This is a genomic window from Curtobacterium sp. MCBD17_034, from assembly GCF_003234515.1.
In the GTDB taxonomy this organism is placed as follows: Bacteria; Actinomycetota; Actinomycetes; order Actinomycetales; family Microbacteriaceae; genus Curtobacterium.
Genome location: NZ_QKTN01000001.1, coordinates 430,624 through 445,333 on the forward strand (window position 1 = coordinate 430,624; position 14,710 = coordinate 445,333).

Here is a 14,710-nt window from a genome sequence, read left to right on the forward strand (position 1 = left end):
CCCCCAGCAGGGCGACCCGGACCTCCCGTCGCGGTACCGCCACCGGTACGTGATCCTGACGGTCTGCTGCCTCAGTCTCTTCATCGTCTCGTTGGACGCCACCGTCGTGAACGTGGCGCTGCCGTCGATCGGCCGTGAGCTCCACAGCACGATCTCCGGACTCCAGTGGACGATCGACGCATACACGCTGGTCCTCGCGAGTCTGCTCATGCTGTCGGGGTCCACCGCGGACCGCATCGGCCGACGCAGGACGTTCCAGGTCGGGCTCGTCCTGTTCACCGTCGGCTCGCTCCTCTGTTCGTTGGCGCCGAGCGTCGGCTGGCTGGTCGTGTTCCGGATGGTCCAGGCCGTCGGCGGCTCGATGATGAACCCGGTCGCGATGTCCATCATCACGGCGACCTTCGACGACGCCAAGGAGCGTGCTCGCGCGGTCGGCGTCTGGGGGGCGGTGGTCGGCGTCTCGATGGGGGTCGGTCCGCTCGTCGGTGGAGCCCTGACGGACACGATCGGTTGGCGGGCGATCTTCTGGATCAACGTGCCGATCGGCATCGCGGCCGTCGTGCTGACGTTCGCGTTCGTCCCGGAGTCCCGTGCGGCTCGCCCCCGGCGCTTCGACGCCCCGGGTCAGGCACTCGTGGTCGTGTTGCTCGCGGCGCTCGTCGGCGGACTCATCGAGGGTCCACGGCTCGGGTGGGGCTCGGTCGCGGCGATCGCCCTGTTCGCCGCCGCAGCGCTCGCGCTCGTCCTCATCGTCGTGGTGGAACGGCGGCGCCGGGAGCCGCTCGTCGACGTCCGGTTCTTCCGGAGCATCCCGTTCTCGACGGCCGTGCTCACGGCGGTCGGTGCCTTCGGCGCGAACGGTGCGTTCCTGTTCCTCAACGCGCTGTACCTCCAGGAGGTCCGGCACATGTCACCGTTCGAGGCCGGGCTCTGGACGCTCCCCGCCGCGGTGGCGACCATGGTCGTGTCGCCGTTCTCCGGTCGCCTCGTCGCCTCGGTCGGCACCCGGATCCCGCTCGTGCTCGCGGGTGTCGGCATCGGTTCGGGCGCGGCGGTCCTCACGACGATCGGCGCGGACACGCCGATGTGGATGCTCGTCGTCGCCTTCGCGCTGTTCGGGTTCGGCTTCGGGATGGTGAACGCGCCGATCACGAACACGGCGGTGTCCGGCATGCCCCGTGCCCAGGCGGGATCGGCTGCGGGGGTCGCGTCGACGAGTCGCCAGACCGGGGTCTCCCTCGGCGTGGCGCTCGCCGGGACGGTCACGGGAGCGAGCGGAGCGGCGGCGGTCCACGCGAGTTTCGCGGTCGCGACGCACGCCATGTGGTGGATCGTCGTCGGCATCGCCGTGGGCGTCGTCGTGATCGGCTTCGTGTCGACGACGGCGCGCGCCCGGCGTTCGGTGGAGGCGATCGGTCACCTGCTCGAGGAGCCGTCCGCGGCCTGATCCGAGCCAGCGCTCCGCTCGGCGCTGCCGACGCGGCCGGTGCTGCCGTCGGTACCGCCGCCGGTGCCGCCGTCGGTACCGCCCACGACCGCTCGGGCGAGGGCGCGTGTGGCGCGGTTCAGAGCGGCGCCGGCAGCGGTGGCGAGACCGACTCGCAGCGGCTCGACCGGGTCCGCGAGTTCGAGCACGACGGCGTCCCCGGCGGTGCCGGGGTCGGGGACGACCGCGACGCCGAGCCCGGTCGCCGCGAACCGGACGACCGACGGCAGGTCGTTCATCTCGGCCACGATGCGGCGCCGGATGCCCCGGTCGCGGAGCGCCGCGTCGAGGATGATGCGGTTCCCGAACCCGCGCGCGGTGTCGACGAACGGCTCGTCCGCGAGTTCGGCGAGGGACACGACAGCGTGGTCCGCGAGTCGATGCCGCGGTGCGACGTACACCCGGAACGGCAGGGCGCGGAGCGGAGTCACCGCGATCCCCGGCGGGTCCTGCGGCAGTGCGGTGAAGGCCAGGTCGAGCCGGCCGGCCCGGAGGTCCTCCGCCAGGCCGGTGGTCCCCGCCGCGGAGGCGCTGAGGTGCACGTCGACGAGCGGGTGCCGCGCGTGGAAGGTCGTGATGATCCGCGGCAGGTCGACGATGTCCATGTTCGCGAAGATCCCGACGCGCACGCGGCCGCGGAGCTGCGCGTCGGCGGTGACGGCGCCGTCCCGGAGGCGCTCGACCGCGCCGAGCGCGGCCCGGGCGTCCGGCAGGAGCGCCTCGCCGAGGGGGCTCAGGGTCAGACGGCGACCGACCCGGTCGAACAAGGCCCCGCCGAGCTCGCGCTCGAGGCTCTGCAGACCGGCGGACACGGTCGATTGCGCAGCGAAGAGCCGGGCGGCGGCGCGGGTGACGTTGCCCTCGTCGGCGACGGCGACGAACTGTTCGAGCAGGCGGGTCTCCATGCGTCCATCATCGTCCACGTCGATGGACGCCAGCGGTCCTGTCCGTTGGACACGATCGGCGCAGTCCTGCACGCTCGGACCATGACCACCACCGCTCCCCGGACCGAACCCGTGCCGCTGCCCGATCCCGTCGCTGGTGCCGGACGCCCGGAGCGGTCCGCCCGACCGACCCCGAGCCGTCAGCGCCACGCGGCCGGGTTCTGGATCGTCGCGGGGAGCTTCCTCAGCGTCATGGCGTTCGCCGCCGTCCCCGCACCGCTGTACGCGCTGTACCAGGCACGCGACGGCTTCCCGACCTTCACCGTGACACTCGTGTTCGCGGCGTACGCCGTGGGGGTCATGATCGCGCTCTGGCTCGCCGGGCACCTCAGCGACGTCCACGGACGCCGACGGCTCATCCTCGTGTCGGTCGCGCTCGAGCTCGTCGCCGCCGTGCTGTTCCTCGTCTGGAACGACGTCCCGGGCCTCCTCGTCGCGCGGTTCATCAGCGGACTCGGTGTCGGCACCCTGACGGCCTCGGCCACGGCCCACCTCGGTGAGCTCCGGGTCCGAGCGCGCCGGGACGGTGGCGCGGGCGGGAACGCGAGCGTCGTCGCCGGAGCGGTCAACCTCGGCGGCATCGGGGGCGGTGCTCTCGTCGGCGGTGTGCTGGCGCAGTTCGTCCGGCACCCCCTCGTCGTGCCGTACGCCGTGTTCGTCGTGGTCCTCGCGGTCGCCTTCGTCGCCATGCTCGTCGTCCCGGAGACCATCGACACGGGGCGGGTACGCCCGGCCTACCGACCCCAGCCGATCACCGCGCCGTCCGGGGCGGCGGGACCCTTCTGGGCGGCGGGTGCCGGGGCGTTCAGCACCTTCGCCGTGCTCGGCCTGTTCACGTCGATCGCGCCGACGTTCCTCGCGACCACCTTCCACGTCACGGACCGGCTCGCCGCCGGTGCGACGAGCTTCGGGGTCTTCGCGGGCGCTGCGGTCGCGCAGATCGCCCTCGCCCGCCTCGCGATGCGTGCGCAGGTCCGCTGGGGCATGCTGCTCGTCACCGTCGGACTCGCCGGGGTCGCGGTCGGCGCGCTCGTCCTCGTCGTCGCGGTGTTCGTCGTGGGCAGCGTGCTCGCCGGTGCCGGCGTCGGACTGCTCTTCCGGGCCTCCATCGCCGGTGCGGGCGGTCTGGTCGGGCCGGAGCGGCGCGGCGGTGTCCTGGCGGCGACGTTCCTCATCGGCTACGCGGGGATGGTCGTCCCGGTGGTCCTCGCCGGCGCGGTGCTGCTCGTGGTCGCGCCGCTGCCCGTGCTCCTCGGGTTCGTGGTCGTCGTCATCGCACTCGCGCTCTGGGCCGGCAGCCGTCTCGCAGCCCGGGCCTGAGCCGCGCCGCCGGGGTCAGGCGTGGACGTCGTGCTCGTGCCGCTGGTGTGACGCGGGCTCGAGCTGGAAGGTCGAGTGCTCGACCGGCACGTCGAAGTGCTCGGCGACGCACTGCTGCAGCTCGTCGAGGATCGTCGGCGCGTGCGCGGAGGTGAAGCAGTGGTCGTCGATCACGACGTGCGCGGTGAGGGTCGGCACCCCGGTGGCGACGAGTGACGCGTGCAGGTCGTGCACGGCGCGCACGTGGTCGAGCCGGAGGATGTGACCACGTACGGCGTCGAGGTCGAGCCCGGGCGGGGTGGCCTCGAGCAGGACGTCGGTGGTCTCGCGGAGCAGCCGGAGTGCGCGCGGCAGGATGAGCGCACCGATGAGGATCGCGGCGACGGAGTCCGCGCGCTCCCAGCCGGTCAGTGCGACGACGATCGCCGCGGCGACCACCGCGAGGGACCCCAGCGAGTCGTTCAGCACCTCGAGCCGCGCCGCCCGCGCGGTGAACGTCCCGCCTCCGGAGCGTGTGAGCGCCGCCAGCGCGACCGCGTTGCCGACCACGCCGAGGACACCGAACACCAGGAGCGGCACCGCGGGGACGGGGACCGGCGTGACCAGGCGCTGCACGGCCGTCACGAGGACGACGATCCCGACCCCGAGCAGGACCGCGGCCTGCGCGACGGCGCCGAGGACCTCGGCGCGTTGGAAGCCCCAGGTCCGTCTGGCCGTCGGTGAGCGCTGCGCGAGCCGCACCGCGACGAGCCCGATCGCGAGACCGCCCGTGTCGACGACCATGTGCCCGGCGTCGACGAGGAGCGCCAGGGAGCCGGTCACGACGGCGCCGACGACCTCGGCGACGAGGATCGCGGCGGACACGCAGAACGCCACGGTCAACGCCCGAGCGCTGGCCGACCGCGCGCCGTGCTCGTGGTGGTGGCCCATGCCGCCATCGTAGGCATCCGCACCGACCGGGCACCGGGGACGTGACAGGATCCGACCGTGACCCCGAGCGCACGATCGCCCTACGAGGCGAGCACCCGTCCCGGCGCCCTCGACGCGCTGCACCCCCGCTTGCGTGGCTACTTCGGCGCGATCCCCGCGGGGCACGTCGGACGGGGCACCGGCGTCCTCGACGTCGTCGGGACGCCACGACGCTGGATGTGGCCGCTGCTCGCCTGGTTCGCCCGCGACGCGGTCATGGCGCCGGTGTGGGAACGCGACGTGCCGTTCACCGTCGAGAACCGGCCGGCCGTCGACCGGGAGGGACGCATCGCCGTCCTCGCTCGCCGGACGTTCCACTTCCGGTCCGGGCCCTGGGTGATGCAGGACGCGATCACGGCGGACGCCGATGGGCTCGCCGACCACCTGGGGCGGCGCGGCCGGCTCGTGGCCGCGCTCGACGTCGCGGTCGCCGACGGCGCGCTCCGCCTGGTCTCGACCCGCGTGTCGTTCCGGGTGCTGGGACGGATGCTGCGCCTCCCGGCCGCCGTGGCACCGCGGGTGGTCCTGACCGAGCGGTACGACCCGGGCATCGACCGCCAACGCGTGTCGCTGACGCTGTCGGCGCCGCTCGTCGGCACGCTGTACCGGTACGAGGGGTCGTTCGTCCACGGTGTCGTGCCCGACGATGCGGACGCCCCCGGGGGAACCGGCGGACCGGGGAGGCGTCCATGAGCGACAGCGGGAGCGACAGCGGGAGCGAGCACGGTGCTGGCGGCGGCGGCGGCGGCGGCAGCGGCAGCGGTGGTGGCGACGCGGTGCGGCCACGCGTCGTGGTTGCCGGTGCGTCCGGCTTCATCGGCCGGTACCTCGTCGACGCGTTCCGCGCCGAGGGCGCCGACGTCACGACCGTGGGACGGACCGGCGACGTCGTGTGGGGCGACACCCGCCGGATCACCGAGCTCGTCGACGGCGCCGACCTGGTCGTCAACCTCGCGGGCAAGAGCGTGGACTGCCGGTACGGCGCCCGCAACCGTGCCGAGATCCTCCGCTCGCGGGTCGAGACCACGCGCGAACTCCGGGACGCCATCCGGGCGGCGCGACGGCCGCCGCGGGTCTGGTGCAACGCGTCGACCGCGACCATCTACCGGCACGCGGAGGACCGCCCGCAGACCGAGTCCGACGGCGAGATCGGCACGGGGTTCTCCGTGTCGGTCGCCCGGGCGTGGGAGGCGGCGTTCTTCGACGGGGACCTGCCGGGCACCCGTCGGGTCGCGCTCCGCATCGCGATCGTGCTCGGCGACGGCAGCGCCCTCGTTCCGCTCATCCGGCTGGCGCGGCTCGGACTCGGCGGTCCGCACCTGGACGGACCGTGGTTCGCGACGCGTCGCCGTCGCGCCGCCGGGACGTTCCACGAGGACCGGCACACGCACGGGAGGCAGCGCTTCAGCTGGGTGCACATCGCCGACGTGCTCGGTGCCATCCGGTTCGTGCGCGACCATCCGGAGATCGACGGGGTCGTCAACGTCTGCGCCCCACACCCCACGGACGACCGCACCATGATGCGGACCCTCCGCGAGATCGTCGGGCGGCGTTTCGGGCTCCCGCTCCCGCGCTGGATGCTCGAACTCGGGTCGATCGCGATCCGGACCGAGACGGAGCTCGTGCTGAAGAGCCGGTGGGTCGTCCCCGCGCGCCTGGAGGGAGCGGGCTACCGCTTCGTGCACCCGGAACTCCGCGGAGCGCTCGCGAGCGCCGTGGCGGAGCACCGGCAGCGCGGTCGTCAGGAGTCGAGGAACCCGACGAGCTCGTCGGCGAGGCCGGTGTAGGTCGCCGGGGTCAACGCGGCGAGCCGCGCCTTCGCTCCGTCGGAGATGTCGAGTCCGTTCACGAACGCGACGAGGTCCTCGCGGCCGACGCGGCGGCCCCGGGTGAGCTCCTTGAGCAGCGCGTACGGGTCCTCGATCTCGGAGCGGCCCGCGGTCACCTCGGCGCGGATGACGGTCTGGATCGCCTCGGCGAGGACCTCCCAGTTGCCGTCGAGGTCGGCGGCGAGGCGGCCCTCGGCCACGGCGATCTCACCGAGCCCGCGGCGCAGGTTGTCGAGGGCGAGCAGGGAGTGCGCGAAGGCGACCCCGATGTTCCGCTGCGTCGTCGAGTCGGTGAGGTCGCGCTGCATGCGGCTCGTCACCAGTGTCTCGGACAGCGTCGAGAACACCGCCGTCGAGAGCTCGAGGTTCGCCTCGGCGTTCTCGAAGCGGATCGGGTTGATCTTGTGCGGCATCGTCGACGACCCGGTGGCGCCGGCGACCGGGATCTGCGTGAAGTACCCCATCGAGATGTAGGTCCAGACGTCCGTCGCCAGGTTGTGCAGGATGCGGTTCGCGTGCCGGACCCGGTCGTACAGCTCGGCCTGCCAGTCGTGCGACTCGATCTGGGTGGTGAGCGGGTTCCACACGAGCCCGAGCGACTCGACGAACGCCCGGGAGAGTGCCGGCCAGTCGGCCTCGGGATCGGCGGCCAGGTGCGCCGAGAACGTGCCGGTCGCGCCGGAGAACTTGCCGAGGTACTCGGTGTCCTCGACCTGCGCGAGCACCCGCTCGAGGCGGTGGACGACGACGGCGAGCTCCTTGCCGAGCGTCGTCGGCGTCGCCGGCTGTCCGTGCGTGTGGGCGAGCATGGGGACCGCGCGGAGCTCGACCGCCCGGGTGCGGAGCGCCTCGGTGACGGCTCGGGCGGCGGGCAGCCAGACGTCCTGCACGGTGTCGCGGATGGTGAGCGCGTAGGCGAGGTTGTTGACGTCCTCGCTCGTGCAGGCGAAGTGCGTCAGCTCGGCGATGGCGTCGAGCCCGAGTTCGGACAGCCGGGCGCGCACGAAGTACTCGACCGCCTTGACGTCGTGTCGGGTGGTGGCCTCGAGCCCGGCGAGCTCGTCGATCGCCGCCTGCCCGAAGTCGTCCGCGACGGCGCGGAGCGCTGCTCGGTCGTCGATCGACAGCGGCGACGTCGCGAACATCGCGTGGTCCGTCAGGAACACGAGCCACTCGACCTCGATCCGGACGCGGGCCCGGTTGAGGCCCGCCTCGGAGAGGTGTTCCCCCACCGTGTGCACGACCGGGAAGTACCGCCCGTCGAGCGGGCTGATCGGCTGCGGGGGAAGGGGTGTCATGGGGCTCCCTGACGGACTGCCGGTTCGATCTGGTGGAAGAGGGCCCGCGACGCGCGTTCGATGGTCGCGAGGACCCGGTCGAACTCGTGCCGATCCGCGTAGTACGGGTCGGGCACGTCGGCGTGCTGCGGCCAGGCCTCGTCGTACCGCAGCATGAGCGTCACCTTCGCGGCGTCGTCCATCGTGGGGGCCCACGATCGCAGGATGCGCTCGTGGGAGCGGTCGAGTGCGACCACCAGGTCGAACTCCGGGAACCGGTCCGGGTCGAACTGACGGGCGCGATGCCTGGACCCATCGTATCCGCGTGCCGCGAGGGCGGCGATCGTCCGCTCGTCGGCCGGTTCGCCCACGTGCCAGTCGCCCGTGCCGGCGGACGAGACGGCGAAGCGGTCGGCGACCCCGGCCTCCTCGACGATGCGGCGGAAGACGACCTCGGCCATCGGGGACCGGCAGATGTTGCCGCTGCAGACGAAGGAGATGCGGAACGGCGACGAGGTCGGGACGTCGGCGGCCGAGGGCATCTGCACATCATGGCGCACCGTCGGCCACGACGCGAGGGCACCCCCGTCCACCGGACGGTCCGTCGTCGGTCGTGCTCGACCCGCGAGCGGTGTCGAGATACCCTCAGGGCGGGAGGGTCTTGCCCTTCACCTCTGGGTACCGGGTGAAGTGGAACGACCCGGTGTTGTTCCGGAATGTCACCCGTGGGCGAGATAACGGCGATGTACGAAGTTTCGCCGTCGCGTCCGCCTGATCACGCACCTAGCCTCCTCGTACCCAGTCAGGGGTACGTGATGTGGTCATCGGAGCGAACGCGTATGGAAGAGATGCTGACCTCGGTCGGGACGGAACAGGCGGCGGACGTCGCCCGGGCGCGAGGCGGAGGTGGTCGGACACCGCGGCCGGGCTACCCGCGACCGCGCCGATTCCAGCTGCGTCGGCCGCGGTGGCTCGAGGCGCTCGACGACGCCGCTCGCGCGCAGATCGTGTGCGTCCGTGGTCCGGCCGGGACCGGGAAGACCACCGTGGTGGCGGACTGGGTCGACCGCGAGGTCACCGAGGGCGGACGACGCGTCGCGTGGCACGGCGCCCGCGAGACCGACACACGGTGCGGGTTGTGGCGGAGCGTGGTCGCCCAGCTCCGACGGGAAGCGGACGGATCGCAGCCCGAGCACCCCGACCGCGATGACGCGCCGGACGAGGAGGTCGTGGCGGCGTTGCTCACCCGACTCGACGGCGACGAGGTCATCGTGCTCGACGAGTTCGACCGGCTCCGCGACGCCGGGATCGCGGCGGCGGTGGAGGACGACGTCGCCTGGCTGCTCGAACGCACCCGCTGCATGGTCGTGGTCGTGTCGCGGCGCAGCACGGCGTTCGAGGGGAGTGCGGTCGCGGCCCGGTTCGACGTCGAGGTCCTCGACACGTCCGGCCTGCTCTTCACCCAGCAGGAGACCGCGGCGGTCCTGACGCTCCGCGGTGTCGCGTTCGACAGCCCCGCCATCACGATGGTGCACGAGCGGCTGTCCGGCTGGCCGACCGCGGTGCAGCGGCTGACGAACCAGCTCGCGCTCGAACCGCACCGGGTGTGGCACCGCGACGAGCTCGAGCCCGTCGTCCGCCGCATCGCCGTCGAGATCGTCGACGAGTTGACGTCGGGGCTGCGGGGGACGGCGTCGTGGCCGGCGATCGTCACCGGCGCGGTCCTCCCGTTCATGAACAAGGACATGCTCGTCCGCGACGAGGGCGACGCGGCGCAGGTCGCGCAACTCCTCGACGTGGCGGAACGAGCCGGGCTCGGCGCGTGGACCCGCGTGCGCGGTCGCTCCCGCTTCACGCTCACCCCCGTCGTCAAGCGCGTCCTCACGGAGCAGCTGGCCCTGCAGGAGGACCGTTCCATGCCCGACATCGCGGCCGCCGGAGCGCGTCTGCTCGAGGGGGAGGGCGAGATCCGGGAGGCTGTTGGCCTCGCCGCCGCCGCGCAGGACTGGCCGTACCTGGCCGCGCTGACGCGACAGCACTACGCGGTGCTGTGCCGCGACCACCACGCCGAACTCGTGGCGATCCTCGCCGTCGTGCCGCGTGACCACATGGAGACGGACCCCTGGCTCCTCCACCTGCAGGCGGCCATGCACTTCGCCGACGACGGCGGGCGGACGGCGGTGCCGGCCGCGGCCTTCGCCCGGGCCGACGCCGCGGCGCGCGAGCGGTTGAAGTCCGACGTCGGAGCGGAGAGCGTCCGCGACTCGGTCCTCCGCGTCGTGTCCCTCCGCCGCGCCGGGAGCTTCGGACGGGCCCTCGCGGTCGCCCGGTCCCTGCCGGACCTGCTCACGGCGATGCGCACCACGCCGGCAGCGGGCGTGCGCCTGAGCGCGGACGGCCACATGCAGGTCGGCATCACGCACCTGCACGACGGCAGCCACGAGGAGGCCCTGCAGCACTTCGCGCCGCTCGCCCGCTCGAACGAGGACCCGCACCTGCGCATCCAGGCGATGGGCTACTCCGCCTACCTGCACGTCCTGCGCGGGGACGTCCGGCGTGGTCGGGAACTCGTGACCCTCGCGATGCGCGACGGCAGCTGGTTCCCGTGGCGGCACAGCGTGTGGGCGGTCCCCGTCCACGTCGCCGCCGCCCTCGCCGCACTCGAGACCTGGGACCTCCCGACGGTCGACCGGCACATGCGGGTGCTCGACACCCTGCCGTACGACCTCGAGGACTGGCCGCTCGTCGTGCACCTCCGCGCCTTCCGACTGTTGCTCCAGGGCGACGGCCTCGGAGGGTTCGGGGTGATCCGCGACGCCGAGGGCCACTACGGCCGTGACGCCCTGAGCAACCACCACCAGGGGCTCATGCACGTCCTCAAGTCCGACCTGCTGCTGCTCGCGCGGCAGGCGAAGGCCGCGCTCGCCGGCCTCCGCCCGTTCCTCGACGGGCGCGAGAGCGTCGCCGGCGCCCAGGCGCGCGCGCTGCTCCTCGCGGGCAACGCGCCACATGCCCGTCTCTTCGCCGACCGGCTCATGTGGCGGAGCAACCCGAGCCCCCGGACCCGGACCGAGCTCCACGTCGTCCGCGCGGTCGCGTCCTGCCGGCTCGGCGACCTCGACGCCGCGCGGACGTCGCTCGACGAGGCGGCGACGGTGAGCAGCGCGCGGGGCCTGTCCACCCCGTGGTGGCTCGTCCCACGCGACGAACTCGAGGGGTTGTTCGACCAGGTGGCCCCGCACCTCCGGCCGGTGCTCGCGGACGCCCCGTCGGTGTACTCGAGCGACCTCACGGTGCCGCGGCTGACCCGCCGCGAGGGGGTCGTGCTCACGCGGCTCCGGGCACAGGGCTCCATCGAGGACATCGCCACCGACCTGGGGGTGTCGCCGAACACCGTGAAGACGCAGGTGCGGAGCATCTACCGCAAGCTCGGCGTCGGCTCCCGTGCGGAGGCCGTGCGGGTCGCGTACGAGTGGCACCTCATGGGAGCGCCGGAGGGGCAACGGGCCGACGTCTAGGGCCGGGCCACCCTCCCCGCACCAGCGACCGCGCGTGGGCCGCGGAACGGCGGCGGGCCCGCGGAACGGCGACGGGCCCGCCGACCGGAGTCGACGGGCCCGTCCACGGGGAAGCCGTGTCAGCCGCGGTAGTTCGGCGCCTCGACGACCATCTGGACGTCGTGCGGGTGCGACTCCTTGAGCCCCGCCGCGGTGATCCGGACGAACTTGCCGCGGGCCTTGAGCTCGGGCACCGTGCGACCGCCGACGTAGAACATGGACTGCCGGAGGCCGCCCACGAGCTGGTAGACCACGTTGCCGAGGGCGCCGCGGTAGGGCACCTGGCCCTCGATCCCCTCGGGGATGAGCTTGTCGTCCGAGGGGACGTCCGCCTGGAAGTAGCGGTCCTTCGAGTACGAGGTCTTCTTGCCGCGGGTCTGCAACGCGCCGAGCGACCCCATGCCGCGGTACGTCTTGAACTGCTTGCCGCCCACGAACACGAGGTCCCCGGGGGACTCGTCGCAGCCGGCGAGCAGCGAACCGAGCATGACCGTGTCGGCCCCCGCGACGAGCGCCTTGGCGATGTCGCCCGAGTACTGCAGGCCGCCGTCCGCGATCACCGGCACTCCTGCCTCGCGCGCGGCCAGTGAGGCCTCGTACACGGCCGTGACCTGGGGCACCCCCACGCCCGCGACGACGCGCGTCGTGCAGATGGAGCCCGGACCGACGCCGACCTTGACCGCGTCGACACCGGCGTCGATGAGCGCCTGCGCGCCCGCGCGGGTCGCGACGTTGCCGCCGATCACGTCGACCCCCGCGAACGCCGGGTCCGCCTTGAGCCGGCGCACCATGTCGAGGACGCCCTCGCTCTCGCCGTTCGCGGTGTCGACGACGAGCACGTCGACGCCCGCCTCGAGCAGTGCCGTCGCCCGCTGCCAGGCATCGCCGAAGAAGCCGATCGCGGCACCGACGCGCAGGCGGCCCTCGGCGTCCTTCGTGGCGTCCGGGTACTTCTCGCTCTTGTCGAAGTCCTTGACCGTGATGAGCCCGCGGAGCCGGCCGGACGCGTCGACGAGCGGGAGCTTCTCGATCTTGTGCTGGGCGAAGATCGCGACCGCCGCCTCGGGGTCGATGCCCTCGGGCGCGGTGATGAGGGGCGCCTTGGTCATGACGTCACGGACGAGTGTCGTGCTCTGCTCGAACGGCGCGACGAAGCGCATGTCGCGGTTGGTGATGATGCCGACGAGCGTGCCGTCGGACTCCACGACCGGGAGTCCCGAGACGCGGAACTGCCCGCAGAGTGCGTCGACCTCGGCGACGGTGGCGTCGGGCCGCGTGGTCACCGGGTTCGTGATCATGCCCGACTCGCTCCGCTTGACCTTGTCGACGGCAGCCGCCTGGTCGGCGATCGACAGGTTGCGGTGCAGGATGCCGATCCCGCCCTGGCGGGCCATCGCGATCGCCATGCGCTCCTCGGTCACGGTGTCCATGGCCGCCGACAGGAGCGGTACGGCCACCTCGATGCGCTTGGTGAGGCGCGAGCGGGTCGACGCCTCGCTCGGGATGACGTCGGTGTGCCCGGGGAGCAGCATGACGTCGTCGTAGGTGAGTCCGATGAATCCGAACGGATCCGGCTGGTCCATGGGTCCCTCTCGTCGTTCCGGGCTGGCTGCAGGTGCTCCGGCCACGACGTCGGGTACCGGATGGGACATGGTAACGCGGGCGCGTGGGCCCGCCATTCCCGCAGCCGGGCGCCGTCCGACCGGGTGGGAGGCAGGACCTGAGCGGTCCGCCCGGGTTCGGCTGAGCGGACGCTGGGTCACCACTCGCGCTCCTGTGCATCATCACGGTTCCGTGACGAAGCACGCAGGGAACCTGATGGAAACACAGGTGACACAAACGCTCCGTACTGTCGGCGCAACCGCACGGACCGCCCGATCGGACGGAGGTCGTGCCGGAACCGTCGACGTCCGACGGTCCGAGAGGGAGGCTCAGTGGGTTCCACGACGTCGACGGGCACGGCGCCGCACACGCGCCGTCCCCGCACCCGGGTGGGCCGGCACCGCCCGGTCGTCCTGCTCCTCGCCGCACTGCTGTCGCTCGCCGCGGTCGTGGGCCTCCAGTGGGCGTCCGCGCCGCGCGCGGTCGCGGCCACGGCGGCGACCTGCACGGTGAGCGACGCGAACGGCTGCATCCAGGGCACGATCCTCGACTCGGACCGCGAGCCGGTCCGGGGAGCGGAGGTCCGGGTCATGGGACCCGGTGGGTTCGCCGAGACCTCCACGACGGAGGACGACGGTCGCTGGTCCGTCCGCATCACGACGTCGGGCCGGTACCGGGTCTCCCTCGACCAGACGACCCTGCCCCAGGGGCAGTACCTGGCCGACGCGCAGCAGGACGCGCGCCCCGTGCAGGCCACGGTCGGGTCGAACGCCGGCACGATCTTCCAGCTGACCACCGTCAAGGGCGCGACGAGCGCGAGCCTCGACGACGGTTCGGGCGTCACCTGGGGTCGGACCTGGCAGCAGCTCGCATCCGGCATCCGCCTCGGGCTGCTCATCGCGCTCGCGTCGGTCGGCCTCTCGCTCATCTACGGCACCACCGGGCTCTCGAGCTTCTCGCACGGCGAGCAGGTCACGCTCGGCGGGCTCCTCGCCTACCTGTTCGCGAACGTCCTGGGGTTCGACATCTGGCTCGCGGGGATCATCGTGGTCGTGCTCTGCGCGGCGACCGGGTACCTGCAGGACGCCGTGATCTGGCGCCCCCTCCGACGGCGGCGGATCAGCCTGACGCAGCTCATGATCGTGACGATCGGACTGTCGATCGCGCTCCAGTACGCGTTCCAGTACTTCTTCGGGGCGGCGACGGTGCGGATTCAGCAGGGCAACCCGCGCACGGTCGACTTCGCCGGCGTGACGCTGACCGTGCAGTCGTACGTCGCGATGGGCATCGCGGTGCTCGTGCTGGTCGGGACCGGCCTGTTCCTCGTCCGGACCCGCCTCGGCCGGGCCACCCGCGCGGTGTCCGACAACCCCGCACTCGCGGCGGCGTCCGGCATCGACGTGGACCGGGTGATCCGCTTCGTGTGGACCCTCGCCGCGGGCCTCGCCGGCCTCTCGGGCGTCATGCTCGGGCTCGTCCTCAACGGGGTGAACTGGCAGACCGGGCTGCAGCTGCTGCTCCTCATGTTCGCGGCGGTCACGCTCGGCGGCCTCGGCACGGCGTACGGCGCGCTCGTCGGCTCGATGGTGATCGGCATCGTCGTGGAACTCACGAACCTCGTGCTGCCCGGCGACTTCAAGTACGCCACCGCGCTCGTCATCCTCATCCTCGTGCTGCTGCTCCGGCCGCAGGGCATCTTCGGACGCGCCGAACGGATCGGTTAGGG

The 14,710-nt window shown here is 72.7% G+C and carries 11 protein-coding genes; 6 read left to right on the forward strand and 5 right to left on the reverse strand.

Annotated elements, in window-relative coordinates:
• Positions 1-49: 49 nt before the first annotated feature.
• Positions 50-1,447, forward strand: a complete 1,398-nt coding sequence (locus DEI92_RS02125) for an MFS transporter (RefSeq protein WP_146242903.1) — start codon at positions 50-52, stop codon at positions 1,445-1,447.
• Here the strand turns inward: DEI92_RS02125 and DEI92_RS02130 are convergent.
• A complete protein-coding gene (locus DEI92_RS02130) occupies positions 1,417-2,391 on the reverse strand; it encodes a LysR family transcriptional regulator (RefSeq protein WP_111012166.1) in 975 nt (324 codons plus the stop codon). The genes DEI92_RS02125 and DEI92_RS02130 overlap by 31 nt on opposite strands.
• A gap of 81 nt (positions 2,392-2,472) precedes the next feature.
• On the opposite strand from DEI92_RS02130, the gene DEI92_RS02135 reads away from it, so the two are divergent.
• Complete coding sequence (locus DEI92_RS02135; protein WP_111012403.1) at positions 2,473-3,750, forward strand: MFS transporter; 1,278 nt, start codon at positions 2,473-2,475, stop codon at positions 3,748-3,750.
• A 15-nt stretch (positions 3,751-3,765) separates the two neighbouring features.
• Here the strand turns inward: DEI92_RS02135 and DEI92_RS02140 are convergent, their stop codons facing one another.
• A complete protein-coding gene (locus DEI92_RS02140; RefSeq protein WP_111012167.1) occupies positions 3,766-4,680 on the reverse strand; it encodes a cation diffusion facilitator family transporter in 915 nt (304 codons plus the stop codon).
• 57 nt (positions 4,681-4,737) lie between these two features.
• Here DEI92_RS02140 and DEI92_RS02145 point away from each other — a divergent pair, with 57 nt between their 5' ends.
• Both DEI92_RS02145 and DEI92_RS02150 read left to right on the forward strand, forming a co-directional pair.
• Positions 4,738-5,412 carry a DUF4166 domain-containing protein gene (locus DEI92_RS02145; protein WP_111012168.1) on the forward strand — a complete coding sequence of 225 codons (675 nt, stop codon included), beginning with the start codon at positions 4,738-4,740 and terminating at the stop codon, positions 5,410-5,412.
• Positions 5,413-5,495: 83 nt separating this feature from the next.
• A complete protein-coding gene (locus DEI92_RS02150) occupies positions 5,496-6,506 on the forward strand; it encodes an epimerase (RefSeq protein WP_111012404.1) in 1,011 nt (336 codons plus the stop codon).
• Here DEI92_RS02150 and purB read toward each other — a convergent pair.
• Both purB and DEI92_RS02160 read right to left on the reverse strand, forming a co-directional pair.
• Positions 6,461-7,846 (reverse strand): adenylosuccinate lyase, encoded by a 1,386-nt coding sequence (purB, locus tag DEI92_RS02155; RefSeq protein ID WP_111012169.1) that lies wholly within the window; start codon positions 7,844-7,846, stop codon positions 6,461-6,463. The two genes, DEI92_RS02150 and purB, sit on opposite strands and share 46 nt — an antisense overlap.
• Positions 7,843-8,367 (reverse strand): low molecular weight protein-tyrosine-phosphatase, encoded by a 525-nt coding sequence (locus DEI92_RS02160; protein WP_111009897.1) that lies wholly within the window; start codon positions 8,365-8,367, stop codon positions 7,843-7,845. The genes purB and DEI92_RS02160 overlap by 4 nt, the downstream gene beginning before the upstream one ends.
• Before the next feature lie 297 nt (positions 8,368-8,664).
• Here DEI92_RS02160 and DEI92_RS02165 point away from each other — a divergent pair, with 297 nt between their 5' ends.
• Entirely contained in the window at positions 8,665-11,343 is a 2,679-nt protein-coding gene (locus tag DEI92_RS02165; RefSeq protein ID WP_146249077.1) for a LuxR C-terminal-related transcriptional regulator, read from the forward strand.
• A gap of 119 nt (positions 11,344-11,462) precedes the next feature.
• Here DEI92_RS02165 and guaB read toward each other — a convergent pair whose 3' ends face one another.
• On the reverse strand, positions 11,463-12,965 hold the full coding sequence (guaB, locus tag DEI92_RS02170; protein ID WP_111009777.1) for an IMP dehydrogenase: 1,503 nt from the start codon (positions 12,963-12,965) through the stop codon (positions 11,463-11,465).
• Positions 12,966-13,397: 432 nt separating this feature from the next.
• On the opposite strand from guaB, the gene DEI92_RS02175 reads away from it, so the two are divergent.
• Positions 13,398-14,708 (forward strand): branched-chain amino acid ABC transporter permease, encoded by a 1,311-nt coding sequence (locus DEI92_RS02175; RefSeq protein WP_181434632.1) that lies wholly within the window; start codon positions 13,398-13,400, stop codon positions 14,706-14,708.
• Positions 14,709-14,710 lie beyond the last annotated feature (2 nt).